Raw genomic sequence first — 22,079 nt, forward strand, 5'->3', positions numbered from 1 at the left:
CAGTCATTTAATCGATGCCGTCAATAACAAGAAACGGCGCAGGGTGTGGCTATGAGTAAAAAACTGCAGGCATTTGTTGTTGCCATTGTTTCCCTGCCGGTATTCGCCGAAGCAGGTCTTCAGCCTATTTCCGATGAACAGATGTCGGAAGTCACCGGGCAAGCATTCCTTTCGGTTGATCGCCAATACCATCCCGATCCGGACAACACTACCTCTTATACCCGCGTTAACCTTGGCATGGATATCGAAATCCAGACCAATGTTGATGTTCTGGAACTTGGACGTTATGAACGGGAAGGTGAGAAGGCCGGCTCTTCGGACGTCTTGATAAGGGATTTTGCGCTCGGCTATATCAACAACCAGGCCTACTATCAGCGTAATCCCAAAGCGGCGAGGCAGTATCGCCCGGATGGCTCTTCCTATAATGAGAACGAAATCGTTCCGTTCATGATCGATAACCCCTTTTTCGAGTTTGCATTTGATGAGGCGACCAACGAGGTGGTTGGTGTTCGCCTTGGCTTTGGTGAGGCCATGGGGGTGCTGTCGGGAAAAATTGAAACCCTGACCGGTAATGTCAATGTCGACATCATCGACCGCGGGGAAGGCCTGCGGGATGCCAGCTCGAGCGGTAATTTTTTTGATCAACTGATTGTACTGCTGACCCCCCTTCTGGAAGGCGGCAGCCCCCTCGCAACCAAAGCGCAGCTGGTTTACGGCGATGATAATGATCCTCGGGTGGGTGAGCTTGACCCAATAAGAGCAGAGCACATCGGCATCCCCAACGGAGAAAAATTCGTTCTGGAGAACGCGGGCAGCTTCACCCGCTGGTCGGTTAGAAACCTGATTGGCTGGGGTTCGAGCTCGGAGATAGAGGTTCCCAATTGTTCATTCTTTAGCTGCGGCTCCGGTGATATCTACGTGTATGCCGACGGCTGCAGAGTGTTAGGCATTGACGCCTGTTTTGATCTGGACATGTACAACAGCTTCCCGATTGGCCAGGTAGAGGAGGTTAACGGCGAGCGCAGGTTAACCGGGCCAGCGGATGGCGCCTTCATTTCATTCCAGACCAAAGATCTCGATTGGCTGAAAGACGTCAAGAAAAGCGATCTGACTGTAGAGGATTTTATACGGGCAACCTCCGGAGCTTTCTTCAATATTCCCAACGGCGCTACTGAGGTGAACCTTAACGAAGCCCTGAATGGCACCGATCGTTATCGTACCGAGTACATCGATCGCGGTAGGGGGCTGTTCTGATGAGCGCCTCTATGTTTCGGTGCATTGTCGGCGCCGGACCGGTCCTGATTGCGGTGTTTGTGATGATGCTTGCTATCGCGCCGTCCTCCGCTCTGGCGGAGTTGGAGCGTCTTGCAGAGTCAGAAATGTCGGAAATCGATGGTGCGGGTATCGGTCTGGTATTCGACAATTTTACTTTTTCACACGGCACCGACCGGCCGGACGCCGATGGCAATCAGGCGCGCATCTTCCGTATATCCGGTATCAAGAGTACCGATGGTCGGGAAGTGGATATCACGGTCAACCACCTGTATATCGCAGGCGCCAACTCCAATTATGGGGAAAACCTGACGCCGGTGAATCTCGGGCGGCTGGTTAATCCTTGGCGAATTGATATTGTTGATGGTAATGGCATTGGTGTTCCCAATAGGGCGGTTCTTGAACTGGCTGCGCCAGGAAAAATTTCGGGGACCGAGGGCTTCGACTGCATGGGCGCGTCGGCCGCAGCTGGCAGTGGCCAATGTTCCAGCCGGCCAGCCACAGCCGAATGGATTGGCGAGCGCGCCGATATTGGCATGCAAATGAACGTAGCGGTCGGTGACGACAGGTCGGCCAATCTCAATATTCATGCCCGTAGTGCTGTTATTGATGGCAGCTACCTGCGGTTGTGGGGCGACGACCAGCGCAGGCAGATGGCAGGTCAGTTCAAACTCAACTTCTATTCACCCGAAGTGTCGATCAATGCCTGTACGCAGGACGGAACGGCTTGTGGGTCACGGATTACCATGTCGGATTTTGCGCTGGAGCTGGCGATTGGTAACAGCCTACAGCCGGTATTTTTCGACGTTGATGGCGGCGGAAACTTCATCCTCGAGGTGGAAACCATTCGCTCCCCGGGAGCCGGTCAAATTGCTGCAAACGGACTGAGGGCAGGGAGTAATGCCCAAACCTGGGATTTCTACCAGGACTACTACAGCAACCCTGAGTATCGAAGCAACCTCCAGATTGGTAACTTCAGTGTTGGCGATCGTGATTTCGGTGCGGCACGGGTTGAAGGCATGCTGATACAGCATCTGCAAATACAGACAAAGGACCTGGCGCCATGACTTTTCCATACGCAGTTCCTGTTCTCTCGCTGTCACTGATGCTAGTCCTCACCTTGCCGCTCAGAGCGGAGATGGCCCCGCTGGGAGATGAAGCTTTGTCGAAGGTGGCAGGACAGGGCGGAATCTACCTGTCGGGTGACATCAGCATCAATGAGATGGGCGGGCCGGTAGAGAACGCTTACTTTGGCCGGTGCGATGATAGCGACAAAAAATGCGGCGCCCGATTCGCCTACCGCCTGAAAGAAGACGGCGGTTGGATGGTTCTTGATGAAATTCGCGGGTTATTTGCTTTTGAGGGGTTAACGCTAAGGGTAAGAAAGATCGATTCGGGGTTTGGCGGCGACGGTGAGCTGTTTGATCGAGATGTGATTGAGCTCGGGTTGCCAGATACGGTTCGGTTTACCGATGTTCATTTCAAGGTCGCGGCGAGCAGCACCGCCAGACCGACCGATCCTGGGTTCATCCAGACCGACATTTTTGCGATCCAGATGCAGGGTGATGTCATCATGCAGGGCAATCTCCTGGTCTTTCCGGACGGAAACCCATGAGGAAAAACCTAATGGCCATGACAGATGCTCGTCTCTTCCCAGGTCTTCTTCTATTGGCACCGATGGTGCTTGTGTTTGTTAACCCTGTGGTTGCCATGGAGCGGTTGGATGATGTGGCGCTGTCGCAGATTCAGGGACAGAGTGGGATCACGTTGGAGATGGAGTTGAACCTCTCCGCCGACCGCCTCTCCTATTATGATGACGGCCAGGGTGTGCACCTCGAGGGTATGCGCGTGGGATCCTCCCGGGGAGATGACGAAGGGGCGTTCCATCGGGTAAAGGTAGACGTTGGTGCCGATGCATCGCTGAACCTTGATTATCTGGTAGAAGATCGAAGGGTTGAGTTTTCAGATATACGCCTGGCCGGAGCCCCCGGTGTGGGTATGGGGGGGATATTCTTTGACCATTCCCTGCAGGGTAGTCTGCGTATTCGACAAGGTGGGGCCGTGGGCGGCAGTGGATACACTTTCGACAGCGCCTACACCATGACGGGTGGGCGATTGGGATACCGAACCAATGGCAACAGCGTCTTTCTGGATGATATCACCATGGATGTCCAGGCTCTTGGGGTTACGCTGGATGTTGTGGGAGACACACTACAGTTGGTTTCCCCGGAGGTGATCGGTAACTGGAGCGTTGGCGCCATTCGTTACAGCAACGAACCGGGCAATTACGGCCAAAGTTACAGTTCTGTCACCGGGCTACCCTTGCCAAGCTACGGTGGATTGCAGGGTCACTACGAGCTTTCCTCGGTGACCGACATCCGGGCCGGTGGCCGGTCGGGTGAGGGGTTAAGGCTGGATCATGAAACGACCATACACACGGCGTCGTTCATCTATCTGGATGATGGCAATAGTCTGGCTTTGCGGGATATCACCGGTGACTATCGCATACACGATCTTCGCCTGGATGTTTCAGAGGACTGGCGCGGCCGGCCCGCGGTCGCGCTGACCCTTGGTGGATTGCAGGGTAATCTGAATATCGGCTCTGTAGAGGTAGGCAGTAGTGGTCGAAGCTTTGGTTCGCTGAATCTGTCGTTTTTACTGGAAGACCAGGTGTTCAACGGTCGAACCTATCGCAATGAGCTGTATCTCCAGGGTGGCGGGCACCCTGACGCCGGCCCGCAGGGGCTTCGCATGGCCACGGAGTGGAGTTTGCGCCTCGCGGACCTGAGCTACACGGAAGATGGCAACCGTGTGATCTTCAGCGGTCTGCAATCCTGGGGATCGGGGGATGTCACCGTCAATGTCACGCGCAACGAAGTGCGTAATGACACACGGTTCTACGATGGCCTGCGAATAGGCTTTGAAGGCCTGGAAGCGGGTTATCGTATCAACGGACTCAGAGTTGGTAGTGATGACGCGCCGCTTCAGGGCGGTACCGAGCTGTTGTTGGCGCTGGGATTTTATCCCGCCTATGAGTTCGAACTCGATGGACATATCACCCTGGGCGCCGGCGGCGCTTCGGGAGAGGGGCTCACGATTAATTCTGACATCCAGATTCGGGAAGGTAAGGCAGCGGTGATCGCGGCTCCCTATGATGAAGGTAATGGCGAAATTGCTCAGAAGGGCCTCTGGCTGACGGAAATGAGCTATGACGGTCACGTCCGGGATATGACGCTGGATGTAACCGAAGAGGGGCTGGCCATTGGCTCCAGGGAGTCCTGGAGCACCATGGATATCGGCAACGTGCGGGTGGGCACCAAGGACGATGGCGCCAGCCTGGGGCGTTTACGGATTCAAAAATATCAGACAGGCAGCACGGCTTTGGTGAAGCCCGGAGGCGCCGGAGATGTCTGTGTTGGGGGCTCGGGTAGTACTGAGGGGGCCTGTGTGGCCGCCGGCGGGCAGTGGGAGACTCGGGGTAGTGAGGGTGTGACCATCGACATGGTGCAGGTTCTTGCTCGTGCCGAGGGCGACAACAAGAAGAATGCCTTGATGTGGGAGAGTAACCGCGCCGTGGACAGTCAGGGAAGGCCGATAAACAACACCGGTATGAAGTTATTGGTTAACGACATCTATACCAGTGATGGCGGCGACTTCGACGGCGATGGCGTTGACGACAACCGCTTCGGGATTCGAACCGAGCTGTCGGTGGATGTCTACCAGACCAGGGTAACCAAAAAAGAAGATGGGCCTGACGCACAGGGCGTAGTGGGAAACCGTGGTGATGAAAAGATCATGAGCCCCGGCTCGCCGGCTGGATACCGGTATGTAGCCAACCCAGGCCCGGGAGACATTGCCAATCGCCCCCTTGGCTTTGCGGTGAAGGCAGACACCCGTTTCAAGGAACTCTCGATCAATAACATTGATCTGATCCATCCAGTTGGTGGTGCTCAAACGGTTGTCTATGGAGCGAAATTCCAGAATGTCGATATCCGTGCGAACCTGACCGCAACACCGATACCCTGAATACAGTGGTTTGCGGTTCTGGCAGAGGGGCAGTCAACGCGACTGTCCTTTTGTGTTTTTGGCTGTCCTGTTGTTTAATCCGGGCTGTTCCATGTCGCCTCCGGAAGTTGTCTCATGAAATCCAGTTCACTGTTATCCCTGCTTGAAGATCGCCAAATTCATTCCGGCGAATCCCTGGCACAAACGCTCGGTATTTCCCGAACGGCGGTCTGGAAGCAAGTTCGCAAGGCGCAAGCCGAAGGCGTGGAAATCAGAACCATCCGCGGCCAAGGGTATCAGCTCATCTCTGCACTGGACCTCCTGGCAGGTGGCCGTATTCGGAAAGCTCTGCCGGAGTGCCTCCAAAACATTATTGCCCTTGATGTTCTGGATGCCGTTGACTCAACCAACGCGGAAGTGGCACGGCGGTTGACCTCGGGGGCGAAAGGCGTGCCGGTGGTGATTGCGGACAGTCAGACCGCAGGTCGCGGCCGCCGGGGGCGGCAATGGGTGAGTCCACAGGGAGAGAACCTTTACCTGAGCCTGGGGTTGAGTGTTCAGGGCGGGTTTTCTGCCCTCGATGGTATGAGCCTGGTGTTGGGGGTGGCGGTCAGTCGGGCTCTGTCGACATTTGGGGCAACGGATGCCGGTCTGAAGTGGCCCAATGATCTGTTCTACGGTGACCGAAAGCTCGGCGGAATACTGGTTGAGATTCAGGGAGAGCTTCAGGACGGAGAGGTGCAGGTGATTGCCGGTATAGGAATTAACGTGCATATGAAACAGGCTGACACGGTTGACCAGCCATGGATAAGCCTGGCCGAGGCATGGCCCGATGTCGTCTGGACTCGAAATGCTCTGGCGGCCGCCATTGTGTCGGAGGTTGTAGAGATTGTCGCACAGTTCGAACGTCTGGGCTTTGCCCCGTTCAGGGATGAATGGCAGGCTCGGGATGTCTTTTTCAACAAGGACCTGTTGGCCAGAGACGGCGGGGTTACGGGCCGGGGTGCCGGTATTGACCCCGCGGGCAACTACCAGGTTGATACCCCTGAGGGGCTGGTGCCCGTCAGGGCCGGAGATATCAGCTTGCGGGTTCGATCATGATTCTTTTGCTGGACTGTGGCAACAGCCGGGTAAAATGGCGCCTCACATCCAATGAGGGCGTCGTCCATGAAGGTGGTGGAGCCCTCGAAAAAACAGTGACTTTTGCTGAGTTGACACCGTACGCCTCCAAAATAGATCGTGTTGCCGTATCAACCGTGGCATCCGAACAGAGTCGGCTGCGCCTGGAAGAAGCCATGGCAACCGTTACCTCTGCCCCGATTCGATACCACTGGGCAGAGGTCAGCCGGGACGGGCTTAGGAATTCCTACCAGGACGTGGCCAAAATGGGTGCTGACCGATGGCATGCAATGGTGGCCGCGTGGGTTGGCGCCCGGCGGAGTTTTGCTGTGGTGGATGCCGGCAGTGCTGTCACCATTGACTATGTCGATGGCCACGGCCAGCACCTGGGCGGGTATATTCTGCCGGGGCTGCATATGATGCGACGCAGCCTCAAACTGGATGCCGCCCGCATTGGATTCGAATACGACGATCAGATCAACGCTGCGCCGGGGCGGTCTACCGGAGAGTGCGCAAATCATGGCCTCGCATGGCTCACTGAGAGTCTCGTCCAGCGTCTGCTTGGCGATGTTGGTCGCCTCGGGCTGGACCGGGTTGTTTTGACCGGCGGAGATGCAGGGCGATTTTTGTCCTTGGGTCTGCAGGCGGAGCATCGGCCCGGTCTGGTGCTTGAGGGGCTGGAAATCGTCGATCTTCAGGAATCGCAGGCATGAGGCTGATTGCGCTGATGTTGTTGCTGGTCAACCTGGCTGTCTGGTTTGCCCCCGACTTGATTCCGAAGGTCTCCTATGAGCGGTCAGCCGGTGGTGTTTTGCCCCGGGTTGCAAGCCTGAAAGTGTCCGATTCGAGTGAGCAGGCTCCGCTACCTTCTACGGAGTGTGTCAGGGTCGGTTGGTTTGACTCCCGTGAGGACGCCGCTGCATTTGCAGAACGGGTTGGCGAGCATTTCAGCATTGAGGAGCGAGAGCGGGAGCTGCCGCCCCTGAATTGGGTGATGATCCCTCCGCAGCCCAGAGACGTGGCGCTATCCCAGTTTCGCGATCTCTATAGCCGTGGCGTGGAGTCTTACGTAGTGACAGAAGGCGAGTACCGAAACGCCATCTCGCTCGGCCTGTTTGAGTCGAGGGCAGCGGCAGAGTCTGTGCTGGAGGAAAAAAAACAACAGAATCTCAATGTTGTGCTGGTCAACTTCCCCCGAAATCGTATAGGATACGCCCTCGTTTTTGATGTTGAACCAGCAAGGGAAACCGAGGTGGTTCAGGCGGTTGAGGCGGAAAGTCACAGCAATTTCGACTTCGTTGAAATCTACGCTTGTGAAGGTGTTGCATCACCAGAAAAAAATCCGTAGTATACCGCCCTCGCTGAACAGGCGAATGTGAGCTGGCGTAGCTCAGTTGGTAGAGCAGCTGACTTGTAATCAGCAGGTCGGGGGTTCGATTCCGTCCGCCAGCTCCACTTTAAGTTTTGAGCAGGTTTGCGGTTGCAGATCTGTACGGGAGGGGTTCCCGAGTGGCCAAAGGGATCAGACTGTAAATCTGACGCGAAAGCTTCGCAGGTTCGAATCCTGCCCCCTCCACCACTAATTGCTCGCGGGCATCGTATAGTGGCTATTACCTCAGCCTTCCAAGCTGATGACGTGGGTTCGATTCCCACTGCCCGCTCCAATTTGGTTTCAATGCTCATGTAGCTCAGTCGGTAGAGCACATCCTTGGTAAGGATGAGGTCACCGGTTCAATTCCGGTCATGAGCTCCATTTTTATCCGGTCAACGTTACGATCCTGGTTGATTAGGGAGATTGGTCGAATGTCTAAAGCAAAGTTTGAGCGTAACAAGCCGCACGTAAACGTGGGCACCATTGGTCACGTTGACCATGGTAAGACCACTCTGACAGCCGCCCTGACTCGTGTGTGTCACGAAGTATGGGGTACAGGTGAGAGCCGTGCTTTCGATCAGATCGATAACGCACCGGAAGAGCGTGCGCGTGGTATCACCATTGCGACCTCTCACGTTGAGTACGATTCTCCGACCCGTCACTACGCGCACGTAGACTGCCCGGGCCACGCGGATTATGTGAAGAACATGATCACTGGTGCTGCCCAGATGGACGGCGCTATCCTGGTTTGCTCCGCCGCTGACGGCCCCATGCCGCAGACTCGTGAGCACATCCTGCTGTCCCGTCAGGTAGGTGTACCGTTCATCGTTGTGTTCCTGAACAAAGCGGACATGGTAGACGATGAAGAGCTGCTGGAGCTGGTCGAGATGGAAGTTCGTGACCTGCTGAGCCAGTACGACTTCCCGGGTGACGACACTCCGATCATCACCGGTTCTGCGCTGATGGCTCTGGAAGGTAAAGACGACAACGAGATGGGTACTACCGCTGTTAAGAAGCTGGTAGAGGCCCTGGACGACTACATCCCTGAGCCGGAGCGTGCGATTGATCAGCCGTTCCTGATGCCGATTGAGGACGTATTCTCCATCTCTGGTCGTGGTACCGTAGTTACCGGTCGTGTAGAGCGCGGCATCATCAAGGTAGGTGACGAAGTGGAAATCGTGGGTATCCGCGACACCACCAAGACCACCTGTACTGGTGTTGAGATGTTCCGCAAGCTGCTGGACGAAGGTCGTGCCGGTGAGAACGTTGGTGTTCTGCTGCGTGGTACCAAGCGTGACGACGTTGAGCGTGGTCAGGTTCTGTGTGTACCGGGCTCCATCAAGCCGCACACCAAGTTCGAGTGTGAAGTGTACGTACTGTCCAAAGAAGAAGGTGGTCGTCATACTCCGTTCTTCAAGGGCTACCGTCCGCAGTTCTACTTCCGGACTACTGATGTAACTGGTTCTTGTGAACTGCCGGAAGGCGTTGAAATGGTAATGCCGGGTGACAACGTGAAAATGACTGTTACCCTGATCGCTCCGATCGCCATGGAAGATGGTCTGCGCTTCGCGATTCGTGAAGGCGGCCGTACCGTTGGTGCCGGCGTGGTCTCCAAGATCATCGAGTAACCTTCGGGTTGCTCGTTGTTTGTTGCGCTGAGTTGTTTCGGTGCAGGCCAGTAGCTCAATTGGCAGAGCAGCGGTCTCCAAAACCGCAGGTTGGGGGTTCGATTCCCTCCTGGCCTGCCATTTTTCAACATCCGGATACATAAGTTGATTCCTATGGAGTCAAAAGCCGTTCAGTCAGCCGGCCGTTTCGATACCGTGAAATGGCTGGTTGTTTTCGTTTTGATTGCCGTCGGTGTCGTCGGTAATCAGTACTTCAGTGCCGAGTCCGTGCTATATCGGGTTCTGGCTCTTGTTGCGCTTGGCTTGGTGGCTGCGTTTGTGGCGTTGCAAACCGAGCGGGGGCGGCGTTTTGCCGCTCTGTTAAAAGAGGCGCGTGTCGAGATCCGGAAAGTCGTCTGGCCGACCAGGCCAGAGTTGATTCAGACCACCATCATTGTGGTTGTGTTTGTTCTGGTAGTGGCGCTTATTTTGTGGGGCATGGATTCGCTGATCAGTTGGCTGGTCGCCGGATTTATCGGTTAACGGGAGTGGGCAATGGCTAAGCGCTGGTACGTCGTTCATGCGTATTCTGGCTTCGAGAAGCATGTAATGCGCACTCTTAAAGAGCGTGTAGCGCTCGAGCAGATGGAAGACAAGTTCGGCGAAATCCTGGTTCCGACTGAAGAAGTGGTCGAAATGCGGGACGGGAAGAAGCGCAAGAGTGAGCGCAAGTTCTATCCCGGCTACGTATTGGTCCAGATGGAAATGGACGACGCGTCGTGGCATCTTGTCAAAAATACGCCTCGGGTACTGGGCTTTATTGGCGGTACCAAAGACAAGCCGGCTCCGATTACCGAGCGCGAGGCTGAAGCTATTCTGCGTCGGGTTGAAAGCGGTGCGGACAAGCCCAAGCCCAAGACGCTGTTCGAGCCAGGCGAGATTGTTCGCGTTGTTGAAGGTCCGTTTGCGGACTTCAATGGTGTGGTAGAGGAAGTCGACTACGAGAAGAGTCGAGTGAAAGTTGCCGTGCTCATTTTTGGTCGTTCTACTCCTGTTGAGCTGGAGTTCGGGCAGGTCGAAAAGGACTGACGGCGGCTTTGAAAATTGAAAGCTCGCGCGCTGTGGCGACGCGGGCTTTTTGTGTCTGCTTAACGCAGTTGTGAAAAAACGGGGAGCCGAAAGGCGTTTGAACCCACAGGAGATCTATCATGGCAAAGAAGATTGAAGCCTATATTAAGCTTCAGGTTGCTGCCGGTCAGGCCAACCCGAGTCCCCCCGTTGGTCCTGCGCTGGGTCAGCGTGGTGTCAATATCATGGAATTCTGTAAGGCGTTCAACGCCAAGACTCAGGGCATGGAACCTGGTCTGCCTATTCCGACTGTTATCACCGTTTACAGCGACCGCAGCTTCACATTCATCACCAAGACCCCGCCTGCGCCGGTCCTGCTGAAGAAGGCTGCTGGCATCAAGAGCGGTTCTGGTCGTCCGAACACTGACAAAGTGGGTACGGTTACCCGTGCTCAGCTGGAAGAAATCGCCAAGACCAAAGAGCCGGACATGACTGCTGCCGATATGGAAGCAGCCGTTCGCACCATCGCTGGTACTGCCCGCAGCATGGGCCTGAACGTGGAGGGTCTGTAAGATGGCTAAGCTGAGCAAGCGTCAAAAGCTGATTCGTGAAAAAGTCGACTCCACCCGCGCCTACTCTGTAGACGAAGCGGTTGCGCTGCTGGCCGAACTGGGCCAGAACGTGAAGTTCAAAGAGTCTGTAGACGTAGCGGTTAACCTGGGCGTTGATGCACGTAAATCCGACCAGGTTGTGCGTAGCAGCACGGTTCTGCCGCACGGTACCGGTAAATCTGTACGCGTGGCTGTGTTCACCCAGGGCGCCAATGCCGAGAAAGCGACCGCGGCCGGTGCCGACATCGTAGGCATGGACGACCTGGCTGATGAAGTCAAGAAAGGCAACATGGACTTCGACGTGGTTATCGCCACTCCGGATGCCATGCGTGTTGTTGGCCAGTTGGGCCAGATCCTCGGTCCCCGTGGCCTGATGCCGAACCCGAAGGTTGGCACCGTAACCGCTGATGTTGAGACCGCGGTTAAGAACGCCAAAGCGGGTCAGGTTCGTTACCGTACTGACAAAAACGGCATTATCCACGCTCCGCTGGGTAACGTTGAATTCTCTGCCCAGAACATCAAGGAAAACCTTGAAGCTCTGGTGGCAGACCTGAAAAAGGCCAAGCCTGCATCGTCCAAGGGTGTGTATCTGAAAAAGATCACCATCTCTTCTACGATGGGTCCTGGCCTGACTATTGATCAGGGTACTCTGAGTCTCTGATTGGTAGTTACTTTGTAGTCTGGGCGGAAGCCAAGGCTGTCAAAGACCGCAGGCCCCCGAAGCCCTTGGTAACAAGGGCTGCAAGGGTTAAAGCAACGCCTGCGCAGACGGTGTGAAGACGTTCTCTCTGAACCCAAACACCGTTAGGCGTCCTCGTAGAGGACAATGATGGGTTTGCCGGCATAACGCTGGCGAAATCGAGGAGAAATCCAGTGGCAATTAGACTCGAAGACAAGAAGGCGATCGTCGCTGAAGTCAACGAGACTGCTGGAACTGCTCTGTCTGTGGTTTTGGCTGACTACCGTGGTGTCACCTCCGGTGACATGACTGCCCTTCGTGCCAAAGCTCGTGCCGAGAATGTTCGCCTGAAGGTTGTTCGTAACAACCTGGCGAAGATTGCTATCAAAGGTACCGAGTTTGAGTGCATCGATCCGGCGCTGGTTGGCCCGACCATTCTGGCTTTCTCTATGGAAGATCCTGGTGCCGCTGCGCGCCTGCTGAAGGATTTTGCCAAAGAGAAAGAGGCGTTTGAGATCAAAGGTCTGGCTGTCGGCGGTGAGCTGATGGGCGCAGAACAGATCGATCGCCTGGCCACGCTGCCGACGCTGCACGAAGCGTTGACCAAGCTGGCCATTGTGACACAGGCACCAGTTACCAAGCTTGCACGTACCCTGAACGATATACCGGGCAGGATCACACGTGTTGTAGCTGCAGTCCGCGACCAGAAGCAAGACGCTGCTTGATTCTGTTGAACACCATTTTTTACATTTTCGGAGAAAGTCATGGCTCTGTCTAAAGACGATATTTTGAATGCAATTGCTGAAATGAGCGTAATGGAAGTTGTTGAGCTCGTTGAAGCTATGGAAGAGAAATTCAACGTTTCTGCCGCCGCTGCCGTTGCTGCTGCACCTGCCGCTGCCGCTGCTGGCGAAGCTGCTGAAGAGCAGACCGAGTTCGACGTGGTTCTGACCGGTCCTGGCGAAAAGAAAGTTAACGTCATCAAAGCCGTTCGCGAACTGACAGGCCTGGGCCTGAAAGAAGCGAAGGAAATGGTTGACGGTGCTCCTTCTACTGTTAAGGAAGGCGCAAGCAAGGCCGAGGCTGAAGAAGCCAAGAAGAAGCTTGAGGAAGCAGGCGCTTCTGTTGAGCTTAAGTAATCGTCGGTTATTGATCGACACCGTGCGTTAAGCATGGACAGGCTGGTGGCTCTGTGCCACCGGCCTTTTTCTGTTGTATATGCTATAGAGTCTGGTTTGCTTTTATAGGTCAAGGTCAGATCTATAACCTACAGCCAGAGTCTTGTTCAAGACGGCGCGATAAGCCGAGCAATTCGGCCCCGAAGCAGAACATTTGAGTGCTTCTTGATACCAGGTATCAGGTCTAAAGCTGGGGAATGCAGATGACTTACTCCTACACTGAGAAAAAGCGGATTCGCAAAGATTTTAGTAAATTGCCTTCCGTGATGGACGTCCCCTATTTGCTGTCTATTCAGCTGGATTCGTTCCGGGACTTCCTGCAAATGGAAGCCGCTCCTGAAGACCGCCGGGAAACCGGTCTTCACGCAGCGTTCAAATCCGTATTCCCGATTGTCAGTTACTCTGGCAACGCCGCGCTCGAGTATGTGAGCTATCGAATCGGCGAGCCAGTGTTCGACGTCAAGGAATGTCAGCTCAGGGGCGTTACTTACGCCGCGCCGCTGCGGGTGAAAGTCCGCTTGATCATTTATGACAAGGAATCGTCCAACAAGGCGATCAAGGACATTAAAGAGCAAGAAGTCTACATGGGCGAGATGCCCCTGATGACTGAAAACGGTACCTTTGTGGTTAACGGTACTGAGCGTGTTATTGTTTCCCAGCTGCACCGTTCGCCTGGCGTCTTCTTTGATCACGACAAAGGCAAGACTCACTCCTCCGGCAAACTGTTGTATTCGGCCCGAGTGATTCCTTACCGTGGTTCCTGGCTTGACTTCGAATTCGATCCGAAGGACTCCGTGTTCGTTCGTATCGATCGTCGTCGCAAGCTGCCTGCGTCGATCCTCCTGCGCGCTCTGGGTTACACCTCTGAGCAGATGCTCGACATGTTCTTCGAAACCAGTAAGTTTGCTCTGGGTGAAGAAGTCTGCAAACTTGAGCTGGTGCCCAGCCGGCTGCGTGGTGACATTGCGACCTTTGACATCAAAGATAAGGAAGGCAACGTCATTGCTGAAGAAGGCCGTCGTATTACGGCGCGCCACATCAAGCAGTTGGAAAAGGCCGGCATTACCGAGCTGGAAGTTCCCACTGAGTACCTTTACGGCCGCGTTCTTGCCAAGGACATGATCGATCAGTCTACCGGCGAAGTGCTGGTGGAATGCAACACCGAGCTGACCGAAGAGGTCGTCACCAAGATTCTCGGCGCTGGTGTTACGGATATCGAAACTCTGTATACCAACGATCTGGATTGTGGTCCGTTCATGTCGGATACCCTGCGTATCGACCCGACCCGCACTCCGTTGGAAGCGTTGGTTGAAATCTACCGCATGATGCGCCCGGGCGAGCCGCCCACCAAGGAATCAGCGGAGAACCTGTTCAACAACCTGTTCTTCTCCGAGGAGCGCTATGACCTGTCCGGCGTTGGCCGGATGAAGCTCAACCGTCGCCTTGGTCGTGACGAGAGCACCGGTGAAGGCACGTTGACCCACGACGATATCATCGACGTACTGAAGACCCTGATTGCCATTCGTAACGGCCAGGGCCAGGTGGATGATATCGACAACCTGGGCAACCGTCGGGTTCGCTGTGTTGGCGAGATGGCGGAAAACCAGTTCCGGGTCGGCCTGGTGCGGGTTGAGCGTGCGGTTCGCGAGCGTTTGAGCCTGGCTGAAAGCGAAGGCCTGATGCCTCAGGACCTGATCAACGCCAAGCCTGTTGCGGCCGCAGTCAAGGAGTTCTTTGGTTCCAGCCAGCTGTCCCAGTTTATGGACCAGAACAACCCGCTGTCTGAGGTGACTCACAAGCGTCGTATCTCTGCGTTGGGGCCGGGCGGTCTGACCCGTGAGCGTGCCGGCTTTGAGGTTCGGGACGTTCACCCGACCCATTACGGCCGTGTGTGTCCTATCGAGACTCCGGAAGGCCCGAACATCGGCCTGATCAACTCGCTGGCAACCTATGCCCGTGCCAACTCCTACGGCTTCCTGGAAAGTCCGTACCGGAGAGTGGTTGAGGGCGTGGTGACCGATGAACTGGTGTATCTGTCTGCGATTGAAGAGAGCAACTATGTGATCGCTCAGGCCAGTGCGGCTACCGATGATGGTAAGCGTCTGACCGATGAGCTGGTTACCGTGCGTCACCAGAATGAATTTACCGTTGCTCCGCCGGAAGCGGTTAACTTCATGGACGTATCTCCGCGCCAGGTTGTATCGGTGGCGGCGTCTCTGATCCCGTTCCTTGAGCACGATGATGCTAACCGGGCCCTGATGGGTGCGAACATGCAGCGTCAGGCGGTTCCGACGCTGAAATCACAGGTTCCGCTGGTCGGCACCGGTGTAGAGCGCACCGTTGCCCAGGATTCCGGCGTGTGCGTAACCGCCCGTCGTGGCGGTGTGATTGAAAGCGTGGATGCGGCCCGTATCGTGGTGCGCGTCAACAACGAAGAAACCGAGGCCGGTGATGCAGGTGTGGATATCTACAACCTCACCAAGTACACCCGGTCTAACCAGAACACCTGTATCAACCAGCGCTCCATCGTGCGTCAGGGCGATGTGATTGCCCGTGGCGACGTGCTGGCAGATGGTCCCTCAGTGGATCTGGGTGAGCTGGCGCTGGGCCAGAACATGCGCATCGCGTTCATGCCCTGGAACGGTTACAACTTCGAGGACTCCATCCTGATCTCCGAAAAGGTGGTTCAGGAAGACCGGCTGACCACGATCCACATTCAGGAACTGACCTGTGTGGCTCGTGACACCAAGCTGGGTAGCGAAGAAATCACTGCGGATATTCCGAACGTTGGTGAAAGTGCGCTGTCCAAGCTGGATGAGTCCGGTATTGTCTACATCGGTGCGGAAGTGGGCCCGGGCGACATTCTGGTGGGTAAGGTCACGCCGAAAGGTGAAACCCAGCTGACACCGGAAGAGAAGCTGCTGCGTGCGATCTTTGGTGAAAAGGCCTCTGACGTTAAAGATACCTCTCAGCGTGTTCCGACCGGCACCCGCGGAACGGTTATCGATGTTCAGGTATTCACCCGTGACGGTATCGAAAAAGATGCCCGCGCTCAGTCCATCGAGAAAGAGCAGCTCGATCAGTACCGTAAAGATCTGAAAGACGAGTACCGCATTGTCGAAGGCGCTACCTATGAGCGTCTGACGGCGGCACTCAACGGCCAGGAAGTGATCAGTGGCCCGGGTCTTAAGAAAGGCGCGAAGCTTGATGAAGCCTATCTGGCTGATCTGCCGCGTCCGGACTGGTTCAAGCTGCGCATGAAAGACGAAGCTCTGAACGAACTTCTGGAGAAATCCGAGCAGGGTCTGGAAGATCGCAAGAAAGAGCACGAAGCCCGCTTCGACGACAAGAAAGGCAAGCTGCAGCAGGGTGATGACCTTGCTCCGGGCGTGCTGAAAATCGTCAAGGTTTACCTGGCTATCAAGCGTCGCATCCAGCCGGGTGACAAGATGGCCGGTCGTCACGGTAACAAAGGTGTTATCTCTGCGGTAATGCCGATCGAGGACATGCCTTACGATGAAAACGGCACCACCGTTGATATCGTGCTCAACCCGCTGGGTGTTCCTTCGCGGATGAACGTTGGCCAGGTTCTGGAGACCCACCTGGGCGCAGCCGCCAAGGGGCTGGGTGAAAAGATCAGCCGGATGCTGGAAGAGCAGCGTAAAGTGGCTGAACTGCGCAAGCTGCTGGATGAGATCTACAACCACTCAGACGAAGTGACCAAGGTTGATCTCGACAGCCTGAGCGACAAGGAAATCCTGGAGCTGTGCGGTAACCTGCGTGACGGTGTCCCGATGGCCACGCCGGTCTTTGACGGTGCCAAGGAAGCCGAGGTCAAGCGTATGCTTGAGCTGGCCGATATGGATACCAGTGGTCAGGTCAAGCTGTACGACGGCCGCACCGGTGATGCATTTGACCGTCCGGTGACGGTGGGCTACATGTACATGCTCAAGCTCAACCACTTGATCGATGACAAGATGCACGCTCGTTCCACCGGCTCTTACAGCCTGGTAACCCAGCAGCCGCTGGGTGGTAAGGCTCAGTTCGGTGGTCAGCGTTTCGGTGAGATGGAAGTCTGGGCTCTGGAGGCATACGGTGCCGCCTATACCCTGCAGGAAATGCTTACCGTCAAGTCTGATGACGTCAACGGTCGGACCAAGATGTACAAGAACATTGTCGATGGTGATCATCGTATGGAGCCGGGCATGCCCGAATCCTTCAACGTTCTCGTCAAGGAAATCCGCTCGTTGGGTATCGACATCGAGCTGGAATCCGAGTGAGCCGAATTGTTTTTGGCAGCGTGAGCGGGCACCTCGTGTGCCCGCCCGAGATTAACGCCATCCGGAGCTTTTACTGATGAAAGATTTGCTGAATCTTCTCAAGAGCCAGAATCAAAGCAAGGAATTCGACGCCATCCGTATCGGACTGGCTTCGCCTGACATGATTCGTTCCTGGTCTTTTGGCGAAGTAAAAAAGCCTGAGACCATTAACTACCGTACCTTCAAGCCGGAGCGTGACGGTCTTTTCTGTGCCAAGATTTTCGGCCCGATCAAAGACTACGAGTGCTTGTGCGGAAAATACAAGCGTCTGAAGCATCGCGGCGTTATCTGTGAAAAGTGCGGTGTTGAAGTCGCACTGGCCAGCGTGCGTCGTGAGCGTATGGGCCATATCGAGCTGGCCAGCCCGGTCGCTCACATCTGGTTCCTGAAGTCATTGCCATCCCGTATTGGCCTGATGCTGGACATGACCCTGCGCGATATCGAGCGGGTTCTGTACTTCGAATCCTTCATCGTGATCGATCCGGGTATGACCACCCTGGAGAAGGGCCAGCTGCTGAATGACGAGCAGTACTATGAGGCCCTCGAAGAATTCGGTGACGAGTTCGACGCCCGTATGGGGGCCGAGGCCATCAAAGAGTTGCTCGAAGCTATCGATCTGCAAGCGGAAGTTGACGCCCTGCGGGAAGAGATCCCCCAGACCAACTCCGAGACCAAGATCAAGAAATTCAGCAAGCGCCTGAAAATTCTTGAGGCGTTCCTGTACTCCGGTAACAAGCCGGGCGACATGGTGATGACCGTTCTGCCGGTTCTGCCGCCCGATCTGCGCCCGCTGGTTCCGCTGGACGGTGGCCGTTTTGCCACTTCCGACCTGAACGATCTGTACCGTCGCGTTATTAACCGGAACAACCGTCTCAAGCGCCTGCTGGAGCTGAACGCTCCCGATATCATCGTGCGCAACGAGAAGCGTATGCTGCAGGAGGCGGTTGATGCCCTGCTGGATAACGGTCGTCGTGGTCGTGCCATCACTGGCACCAACAAGCGCCCGCTGAAGTCCCTGGCTGACATGATCAAGGGTAAGCAGGGTCGTTTCCGTCAGAACCTGCTGGGTAAGCGAGTCGACTACTCAGGCCGTTCCGTCATCGTGGTGGGTCCGTACCTGCGCCTGCACCAGTGCGGTCTGCCCAAAAAGATGGCCCTGGAGCTGTTCAAGCCGTTCATTTTCTCCAAGCTTGAGCATCGTGGCCTGGCGACCACCATCAAGGCCGCCAAGAAAATGGTCGAGCGCGAGGAAGGCGTGGTCTGGGATATCCTGGACGAAGTCATCCGCGAGCATCCGATACTGCTGAACCGTGCGCCCACCCTGCACCGTCTGGGCATCCAGGCGTTCGAGCCGGTTCTGATCGAAGGTAAAGCGATCCAGCTGCACCCGCTGGTGTGTGCGGCTTACAACGCCGACTTCGACGGTGACCAGATGGCGGTGCACGTACCGCTGACCCTGGAAGCCCAGCTTGAAGCCCGTGCGTTGATGATGTCCACCAACAACGTGCTGTCTCCAGCGAACGGTGAGCCGATCATCGTACCGTCTCAGGACGTGGTATTGGGTCTGTATTACATGACCCGTGAGCGCCACGCTGCCCTGGGTGAAGGCATGGTGTTTGCTGATGTCAAAGAAGCCCATCGTGCCTATGGTGCCGGCAAGGTTGACCTGCAGGCGAAGGTCAAGGTGCGGGTTAAGGAAGTGGCCTATGCCGAAGATGGCAGCAAGTCCGAAGCCTACCGTGTGGTTGATACCACCGTCGGCCGTGCTTTGTTGTTTGATATCGTTCCTGACGGCCTGCCGTTTGAGATCGTCAATCGTCCTATGGTCAAGAAGGCGATTTCCAACCTGATCAACACCTGTTATCGGGACGCTGGCCTGAAAGATACTGTCATCTTTGCTGACCAACTGATGTACATGGGTTACCACTATGCAACCCGTTCCGGTATCTCTATCGGCTTCAACGACTTCGAGATTCCGCCGGAGAAGTATGAGCTGGTTGATGCGGCGTCTGACGAAGTAAAAGACATCGAGAACCAGTACGCATCCGGTCTGCTGACCCAGGGTGAGAAGTACAACAAGGTGATCGATATCTGGTCCCGCGCCAACGACAAAGTGTCCAAGGCGATGATGGAGCGCCTGTCCAAAGAGCAGGTTATCGGTCCTGACGGCCAGCCTGTGAAGGGCGAAGACGGCGAAGACCTGATGCAGGAATCCTTCAACTCCGTCTACATGATGGCCGATTCCGGTGCGCGGGGTTCCGCAGCCCAGATTCGTCAGTTGTCCGGTATGCGTGGTCTGATGGCCAAGCCGGATGGCTCCATCATCGAAACGCCGATTACCGCGAACTTCCGTGAAGGTCTGAACGTACTCCAGTACTTCATCTCCACCCACGGTGCTCGTAAAGGTCTGGCGGATACCGCACTGAAGACCGCTAACTCCGGTTACCTGACCCGTCGTCTGGTTGACGTGTCCCAGGACCTGGTGGTGACCGAGGAAGACTGCGGTACCGATGAAGGTCTGCTGATGACGCCGCACATTGAAGGCGGCGACGTTGTTGTGCCGCTGGGTGATCGCGTTCTGGGTCGTGTGACGGCCCGTGACGTATTCACCCCAACCGACAAGGACAACGCTGTTGTTCCGGCCGGCACATTGCTGGACGAGAAAACCGTCGAGATGGTCGAGCGCGCCGGTGTGGATGAGATCTGGGTTCGCTCTGCGATCACCTGTGAGACTCGCCACGGCATCTGCTCCAAGTGTTACGGCCGCGATCTCGCCCGTGGTCATCGGGTTAACGTGGGTGAGGCCGTCGGTGTTATCGCTGCCCAGTCCATCGGTGAGCCTGGCACCCAGCTGACCATGCGGACCTTCCACATTGGTGGTGCGGCCAGCCGGGCCTCCGCCGTGGATAACATTCAGGTCAAGCATGGGGGCACGGTACGCCTGCACAACCTGAAGTCCATCGAGAAGACCGATGGCTCCCTGGTTGTGGTGTCCCGTTCTTCCGCTCTGGCGATTGCCGACGAGCAGGGTCGTGAGCGCGAGTGGTACAAACTGCCTTACGGTGCCGTTCTGTCTGTGAAGAACGGTGACGTGGTTGAGGCCGGCGTTGTGGTTGCCAAGTGGGATCCGCACACGCACCCGATCATCGCCGAAGCGAAAGGCACGGCCAAGTTTGTCAACATGGAAGAGGGCATTACTGTCCGCACCCAGGCTGACGAGCTGACCGGTCTGTCCACCATGGAAGTGATTGACCCGAAAGAGCGTCCTGCGGCTGGTAAGGACATTCGTCCGGCCATCCAGCTGATTGACGATGCGGGTGAAGAAGTAGAACTGCCAGGTGGTGGTACCGCGATCTTCTTCCTGCCGGCTAACGCGCTGGTGACCATGGCTAATGGCGCGAAGATCGAGCTGGGTGACGTAGTTGCCCGTATTCCGCAGGAAAGCTCGAAGACCCGTGACATCACCGGTGGTCTGCCGCGGGTTGCCGACCTGTTCGAGGCCCGTCGCCCGAAAGAGTCTGCCATCCTGGCGGAAATCAGTGGTGTGGTGTCGTTCGGTAAAGAGACCAAAGGCAAGAAGCGCCTGGTCATCACGCCGAAAGATGACGATGCCTATGAGGTTCTGATTCCGAAGCATCGCCAGCTCAACGTTTTCGAAGGTGAAACGGTTGAGAAGGGTGAGGTGATTTCCGACGGTCCGTCCAACCCGCACGACATCTTGCGTCTGCTGGGTGTGGTCGAGCTGGCCAAGTACATCACCAACGAAATCCAGGACGTTTACCGCCTGCAGGGTGTTGTCATCAACGATAAACACATCGAGGTTATCGTTCGGCAGATGCTGCGCAAGGTGGAAATTACCGATCCGGGTGATACCACCCTGCTGTCTGGCGACCAGGTGGAAATCACTCAGGTACTGGAAGAGAACGAAAAGGCCAATCAGGCGGACAAAGAGCCGGCCAGATTCGAGCGTCTGCTGCTTGGCATTACCAAGGCATCGCTGGCCACCGAATCGTTCATCTCTGCGGCCTCGTTCCAGGAAACCACCCGGGTCCTCACCGAAGGTGCGGTGACCGGTAAGCGTGACTTCCTGCGTGGTCTGAAAGAAAACGTTGTGGTTGGCCGGTTGATTCCGGCGGGTACCGGTCTGGCTTACCACAGCGAACGTCGTCGCAAGCGTGACCTGGAAGAGCAGGGCGTGACCGCGGCAGATGTTGAAGAAGCTCTGAGCGCGGAGCTCAACCGAGAAGGTTGATTGCCGGCGTGCCATTCTCGGGGTAGTTACTTATCCCGAGGGTGGTTAAAAAGAGAACAGTCATCTTGACTGAGTCGGGGCGCAGGCTTACACTTGCGTCCCTTAAATTTTACCCCCTGCACAGGGGGTAAGTTTCATTGGTATGGTTTTTTGGAGTTTGCTTACATGGCAACGATTAATCAGTTGGTGCGTAAGCCTCGTAAGCGCAAGGTAGCCAAGAGCGACGTTCCTGCTCTCCAGGCTTGTCCTCAGCGCCGTGGTGTGTGCACTCGTGTGTACACCACAACGCCGAAGAAGCCGAACTCAGCACTTCGTAAAGTGTGCCGTGTTCGTCTGACCAACGGCTTCGAGGTTTCCTCTTACATTGGTGGTGAAGGTCACAACCTTCAGGAGCACAGTGTTGTGCTGATCCGTGGCGGTCGAGTAAAAGACCTTCCGGGTGTGCGCTATCACACTGTTCGCGGTACTTTGGATACCCAGGGTGTTCAGAACCGTAAGCAGGGCCGCTCCAAGTACGGTGCAAAACGACCCAAGTCCTGATGTCCCGAGCGGGTGTCTTTTATCGTTGCTTGTAAGAACGGTAAGAGTAAGGCTGAG

The 22,079-nt window shown here is 55.8% G+C and carries 17 protein-coding genes and 5 tRNA genes; all 22 read left to right on the forward strand.

Annotated elements, in window-relative coordinates:
* The first annotated feature begins 51 nt into the window (after positions 1-51).
* The gene (locus ASQ50_RS14510) at positions 52-1,254 is read left to right on the forward strand and encodes a DUF6160 family protein (RefSeq protein WP_058092610.1); all 1,203 of its coding nucleotides are present in this window, start codon (positions 52-54) and stop codon (positions 1,252-1,254) included.
* Positions 1,254-2,339, forward strand: coding sequence for a hypothetical protein (locus ASQ50_RS14515; RefSeq protein WP_227513181.1), 1,086 nt, complete (start codon positions 1,254-1,256; stop codon positions 2,337-2,339). The genes ASQ50_RS14510 and ASQ50_RS14515 overlap by 1 nt, the downstream gene beginning before the upstream one ends.
* Positions 2,336-2,887 (forward strand): hypothetical protein, encoded by a 552-nt coding sequence (locus ASQ50_RS14520; RefSeq protein ID WP_058092609.1) that lies wholly within the window; start codon positions 2,336-2,338, stop codon positions 2,885-2,887. Before ASQ50_RS14515 ends, ASQ50_RS14520 begins: the two co-directional genes overlap by 4 nt.
* A gap of 11 nt (positions 2,888-2,898) precedes the next feature.
* Positions 2,899-5,298 carry a DUF6160 family protein gene (locus ASQ50_RS14525; protein ID WP_227513182.1) on the forward strand — a complete coding sequence of 800 codons (2,400 nt, stop codon included), beginning with the start codon at positions 2,899-2,901 and terminating at the stop codon, positions 5,296-5,298.
* A 114-nt stretch (positions 5,299-5,412) separates the two neighbouring features.
* Complete coding sequence (locus tag ASQ50_RS14530) at positions 5,413-6,378, forward strand: biotin--[acetyl-CoA-carboxylase] ligase (RefSeq protein ID WP_058092608.1); 966 nt, start codon at positions 5,413-5,415, stop codon at positions 6,376-6,378.
* Positions 6,375-7,109 carry a type III pantothenate kinase gene (locus tag ASQ50_RS14535; RefSeq protein WP_058092607.1) on the forward strand — a complete coding sequence of 245 codons (735 nt, stop codon included), beginning with the start codon at positions 6,375-6,377 and terminating at the stop codon, positions 7,107-7,109. Before ASQ50_RS14530 ends, ASQ50_RS14535 begins: the two co-directional genes overlap by 4 nt.
* Complete coding sequence (locus ASQ50_RS14540) at positions 7,106-7,744, forward strand: hypothetical protein (RefSeq protein ID WP_058092606.1); 639 nt, start codon at positions 7,106-7,108, stop codon at positions 7,742-7,744. Before ASQ50_RS14535 ends, ASQ50_RS14540 begins: the two co-directional genes overlap by 4 nt.
* A 31-nt stretch (positions 7,745-7,775) precedes the next feature.
* A tRNA-Thr gene (locus tag ASQ50_RS14545) sits at positions 7,776-7,851 on the forward strand.
* Between the two features lie 40 nt (positions 7,852-7,891).
* A tRNA-Tyr gene (locus ASQ50_RS14550) sits at positions 7,892-7,975 on the forward strand.
* Between the two features lie 10 nt (positions 7,976-7,985).
* Positions 7,986-8,060: transfer RNA gene (locus ASQ50_RS14555), tRNA-Gly, on the forward strand.
* Between the two features lie 13 nt (positions 8,061-8,073).
* A tRNA-Thr gene (locus ASQ50_RS14560) sits at positions 8,074-8,149 on the forward strand.
* A 50-nt stretch (positions 8,150-8,199) separates the two neighbouring features.
* Positions 8,200-9,396 (forward strand): elongation factor Tu, encoded by a 1,197-nt coding sequence (gene tuf, locus ASQ50_RS14565; RefSeq protein WP_068351550.1) that lies wholly within the window; start codon positions 8,200-8,202, stop codon positions 9,394-9,396.
* 44 nt (positions 9,397-9,440) lie between these two features.
* Positions 9,441-9,516: transfer RNA gene (locus tag ASQ50_RS14570), tRNA-Trp, on the forward strand.
* 33 nt (positions 9,517-9,549) lie between these two features.
* On the forward strand, positions 9,550-9,918 hold the full coding sequence (gene secE, locus ASQ50_RS14575) for a preprotein translocase subunit SecE (protein ID WP_058092383.1): 369 nt from the start codon (positions 9,550-9,552) through the stop codon (positions 9,916-9,918).
* A 12-nt stretch (positions 9,919-9,930) separates the two neighbouring features.
* Entirely contained in the window at positions 9,931-10,464 is a 534-nt protein-coding gene (gene nusG / locus ASQ50_RS14580; RefSeq protein WP_058092381.1) for a transcription termination/antitermination protein NusG, read from the forward strand.
* Between the two features lie 119 nt (positions 10,465-10,583).
* Entirely contained in the window at positions 10,584-11,015 is a 432-nt protein-coding gene (gene rplK, locus ASQ50_RS14585; RefSeq protein ID WP_058092380.1) for a 50S ribosomal protein L11, read from the forward strand.
* A gap of 1 nt (position 11,016) precedes the next feature.
* Positions 11,017-11,715, forward strand: coding sequence for a 50S ribosomal protein L1 (rplA, locus tag ASQ50_RS14590; protein WP_058092379.1), 699 nt, complete (start codon positions 11,017-11,019; stop codon positions 11,713-11,715).
* Between the two features lie 212 nt (positions 11,716-11,927).
* Positions 11,928-12,458 carry a 50S ribosomal protein L10 gene (gene rplJ, locus ASQ50_RS14595; RefSeq protein ID WP_058092378.1) on the forward strand — a complete coding sequence of 177 codons (531 nt, stop codon included), beginning with the start codon at positions 11,928-11,930 and terminating at the stop codon, positions 12,456-12,458.
* A gap of 39 nt (positions 12,459-12,497) precedes the next feature.
* Complete coding sequence (gene rplL, locus ASQ50_RS14600; protein WP_058092377.1) at positions 12,498-12,872, forward strand: 50S ribosomal protein L7/L12; 375 nt, start codon at positions 12,498-12,500, stop codon at positions 12,870-12,872.
* Between the two features lie 242 nt (positions 12,873-13,114).
* Positions 13,115-17,191: a DNA-directed RNA polymerase subunit beta gene (gene rpoB / locus ASQ50_RS14605; RefSeq protein ID WP_058092382.1), complete on the forward strand. Its 4,077-nt coding sequence runs from the start codon at positions 13,115-13,117 to the stop codon at positions 17,189-17,191.
* Positions 17,192-17,267: 76 nt separating this feature from the next.
* A complete protein-coding gene (rpoC, locus tag ASQ50_RS14610; RefSeq protein ID WP_058092376.1) occupies positions 17,268-21,482 on the forward strand; it encodes a DNA-directed RNA polymerase subunit beta' in 4,215 nt (1,404 codons plus the stop codon).
* 165 nt (positions 21,483-21,647) lie between these two features.
* Positions 21,648-22,022, forward strand: coding sequence for a 30S ribosomal protein S12 (gene rpsL, locus ASQ50_RS14615; protein WP_012139854.1), 375 nt, complete (start codon positions 21,648-21,650; stop codon positions 22,020-22,022).
* Positions 22,023-22,079: the final 57 nt, after the last annotated feature.

Origin of the sequence: Marinobacter sp. LQ44, from assembly GCF_001447155.2 — a bacterium.
Lineage (GTDB): Bacteria > Pseudomonadota > Gammaproteobacteria > Pseudomonadales > Oleiphilaceae > Marinobacter.

What these genes read in the sequence shown, in the direction of transcription:
- rplK (WP_058092380.1), top strand. Translation starts at nt 10,584, where the DNA reads ATGGCAAAGAAGATTGAAGCCTATATTAAGCTTCAGGTTGCTGCCGGT.
- rplL (WP_058092377.1), top strand. Translation starts at nt 12,498, where the DNA reads ATGGCTCTGTCTAAAGACGATATTTTGAATGCAATTGCTGAAATGAGC.
- ASQ50_RS14515 (WP_227513181.1), top strand. Translation starts at nt 1,254, where the DNA reads ATGAGCGCCTCTATGTTTCGGTGCATTGTCGGCGCCGGACCGGTCCTG.
- rpsL (WP_012139854.1), top strand. Translation starts at nt 21,648, where the DNA reads ATGGCAACGATTAATCAGTTGGTGCGTAAGCCTCGTAAGCGCAAGGTA.
- nusG (WP_058092381.1), top strand. Translation starts at nt 9,931, where the DNA reads ATGGCTAAGCGCTGGTACGTCGTTCATGCGTATTCTGGCTTCGAGAAG.
- ASQ50_RS14510 (WP_058092610.1), top strand. Translation starts at nt 52, where the DNA reads ATGAGTAAAAAACTGCAGGCATTTGTTGTTGCCATTGTTTCCCTGCCG.
- ASQ50_RS14520 (WP_058092609.1), top strand. Translation starts at nt 2,336, where the DNA reads ATGACTTTTCCATACGCAGTTCCTGTTCTCTCGCTGTCACTGATGCTA.
- rpoB (WP_058092382.1), top strand. Translation starts at nt 13,115, where the DNA reads ATGACTTACTCCTACACTGAGAAAAAGCGGATTCGCAAAGATTTTAGT.
- ASQ50_RS14530 (WP_058092608.1), top strand. Translation starts at nt 5,413, where the DNA reads ATGAAATCCAGTTCACTGTTATCCCTGCTTGAAGATCGCCAAATTCAT.
- rpoC (WP_058092376.1), top strand. Translation starts at nt 17,268, where the DNA reads ATGAAAGATTTGCTGAATCTTCTCAAGAGCCAGAATCAAAGCAAGGAA.
- ASQ50_RS14540 (WP_058092606.1), top strand. Translation starts at nt 7,106, where the DNA reads ATGAGGCTGATTGCGCTGATGTTGTTGCTGGTCAACCTGGCTGTCTGG.
- ASQ50_RS14535 (WP_058092607.1), top strand. Translation starts at nt 6,375, where the DNA reads ATGATTCTTTTGCTGGACTGTGGCAACAGCCGGGTAAAATGGCGCCTC.
- rplA (WP_058092379.1), top strand. Translation starts at nt 11,017, where the DNA reads ATGGCTAAGCTGAGCAAGCGTCAAAAGCTGATTCGTGAAAAAGTCGAC.
- secE (WP_058092383.1), top strand. Translation starts at nt 9,550, where the DNA reads ATGGAGTCAAAAGCCGTTCAGTCAGCCGGCCGTTTCGATACCGTGAAA.
- ASQ50_RS14525 (WP_227513182.1), top strand. Translation starts at nt 2,899, where the DNA reads ATGGCCATGACAGATGCTCGTCTCTTCCCAGGTCTTCTTCTATTGGCA.
- tuf (WP_068351550.1), top strand. Translation starts at nt 8,200, where the DNA reads ATGTCTAAAGCAAAGTTTGAGCGTAACAAGCCGCACGTAAACGTGGGC.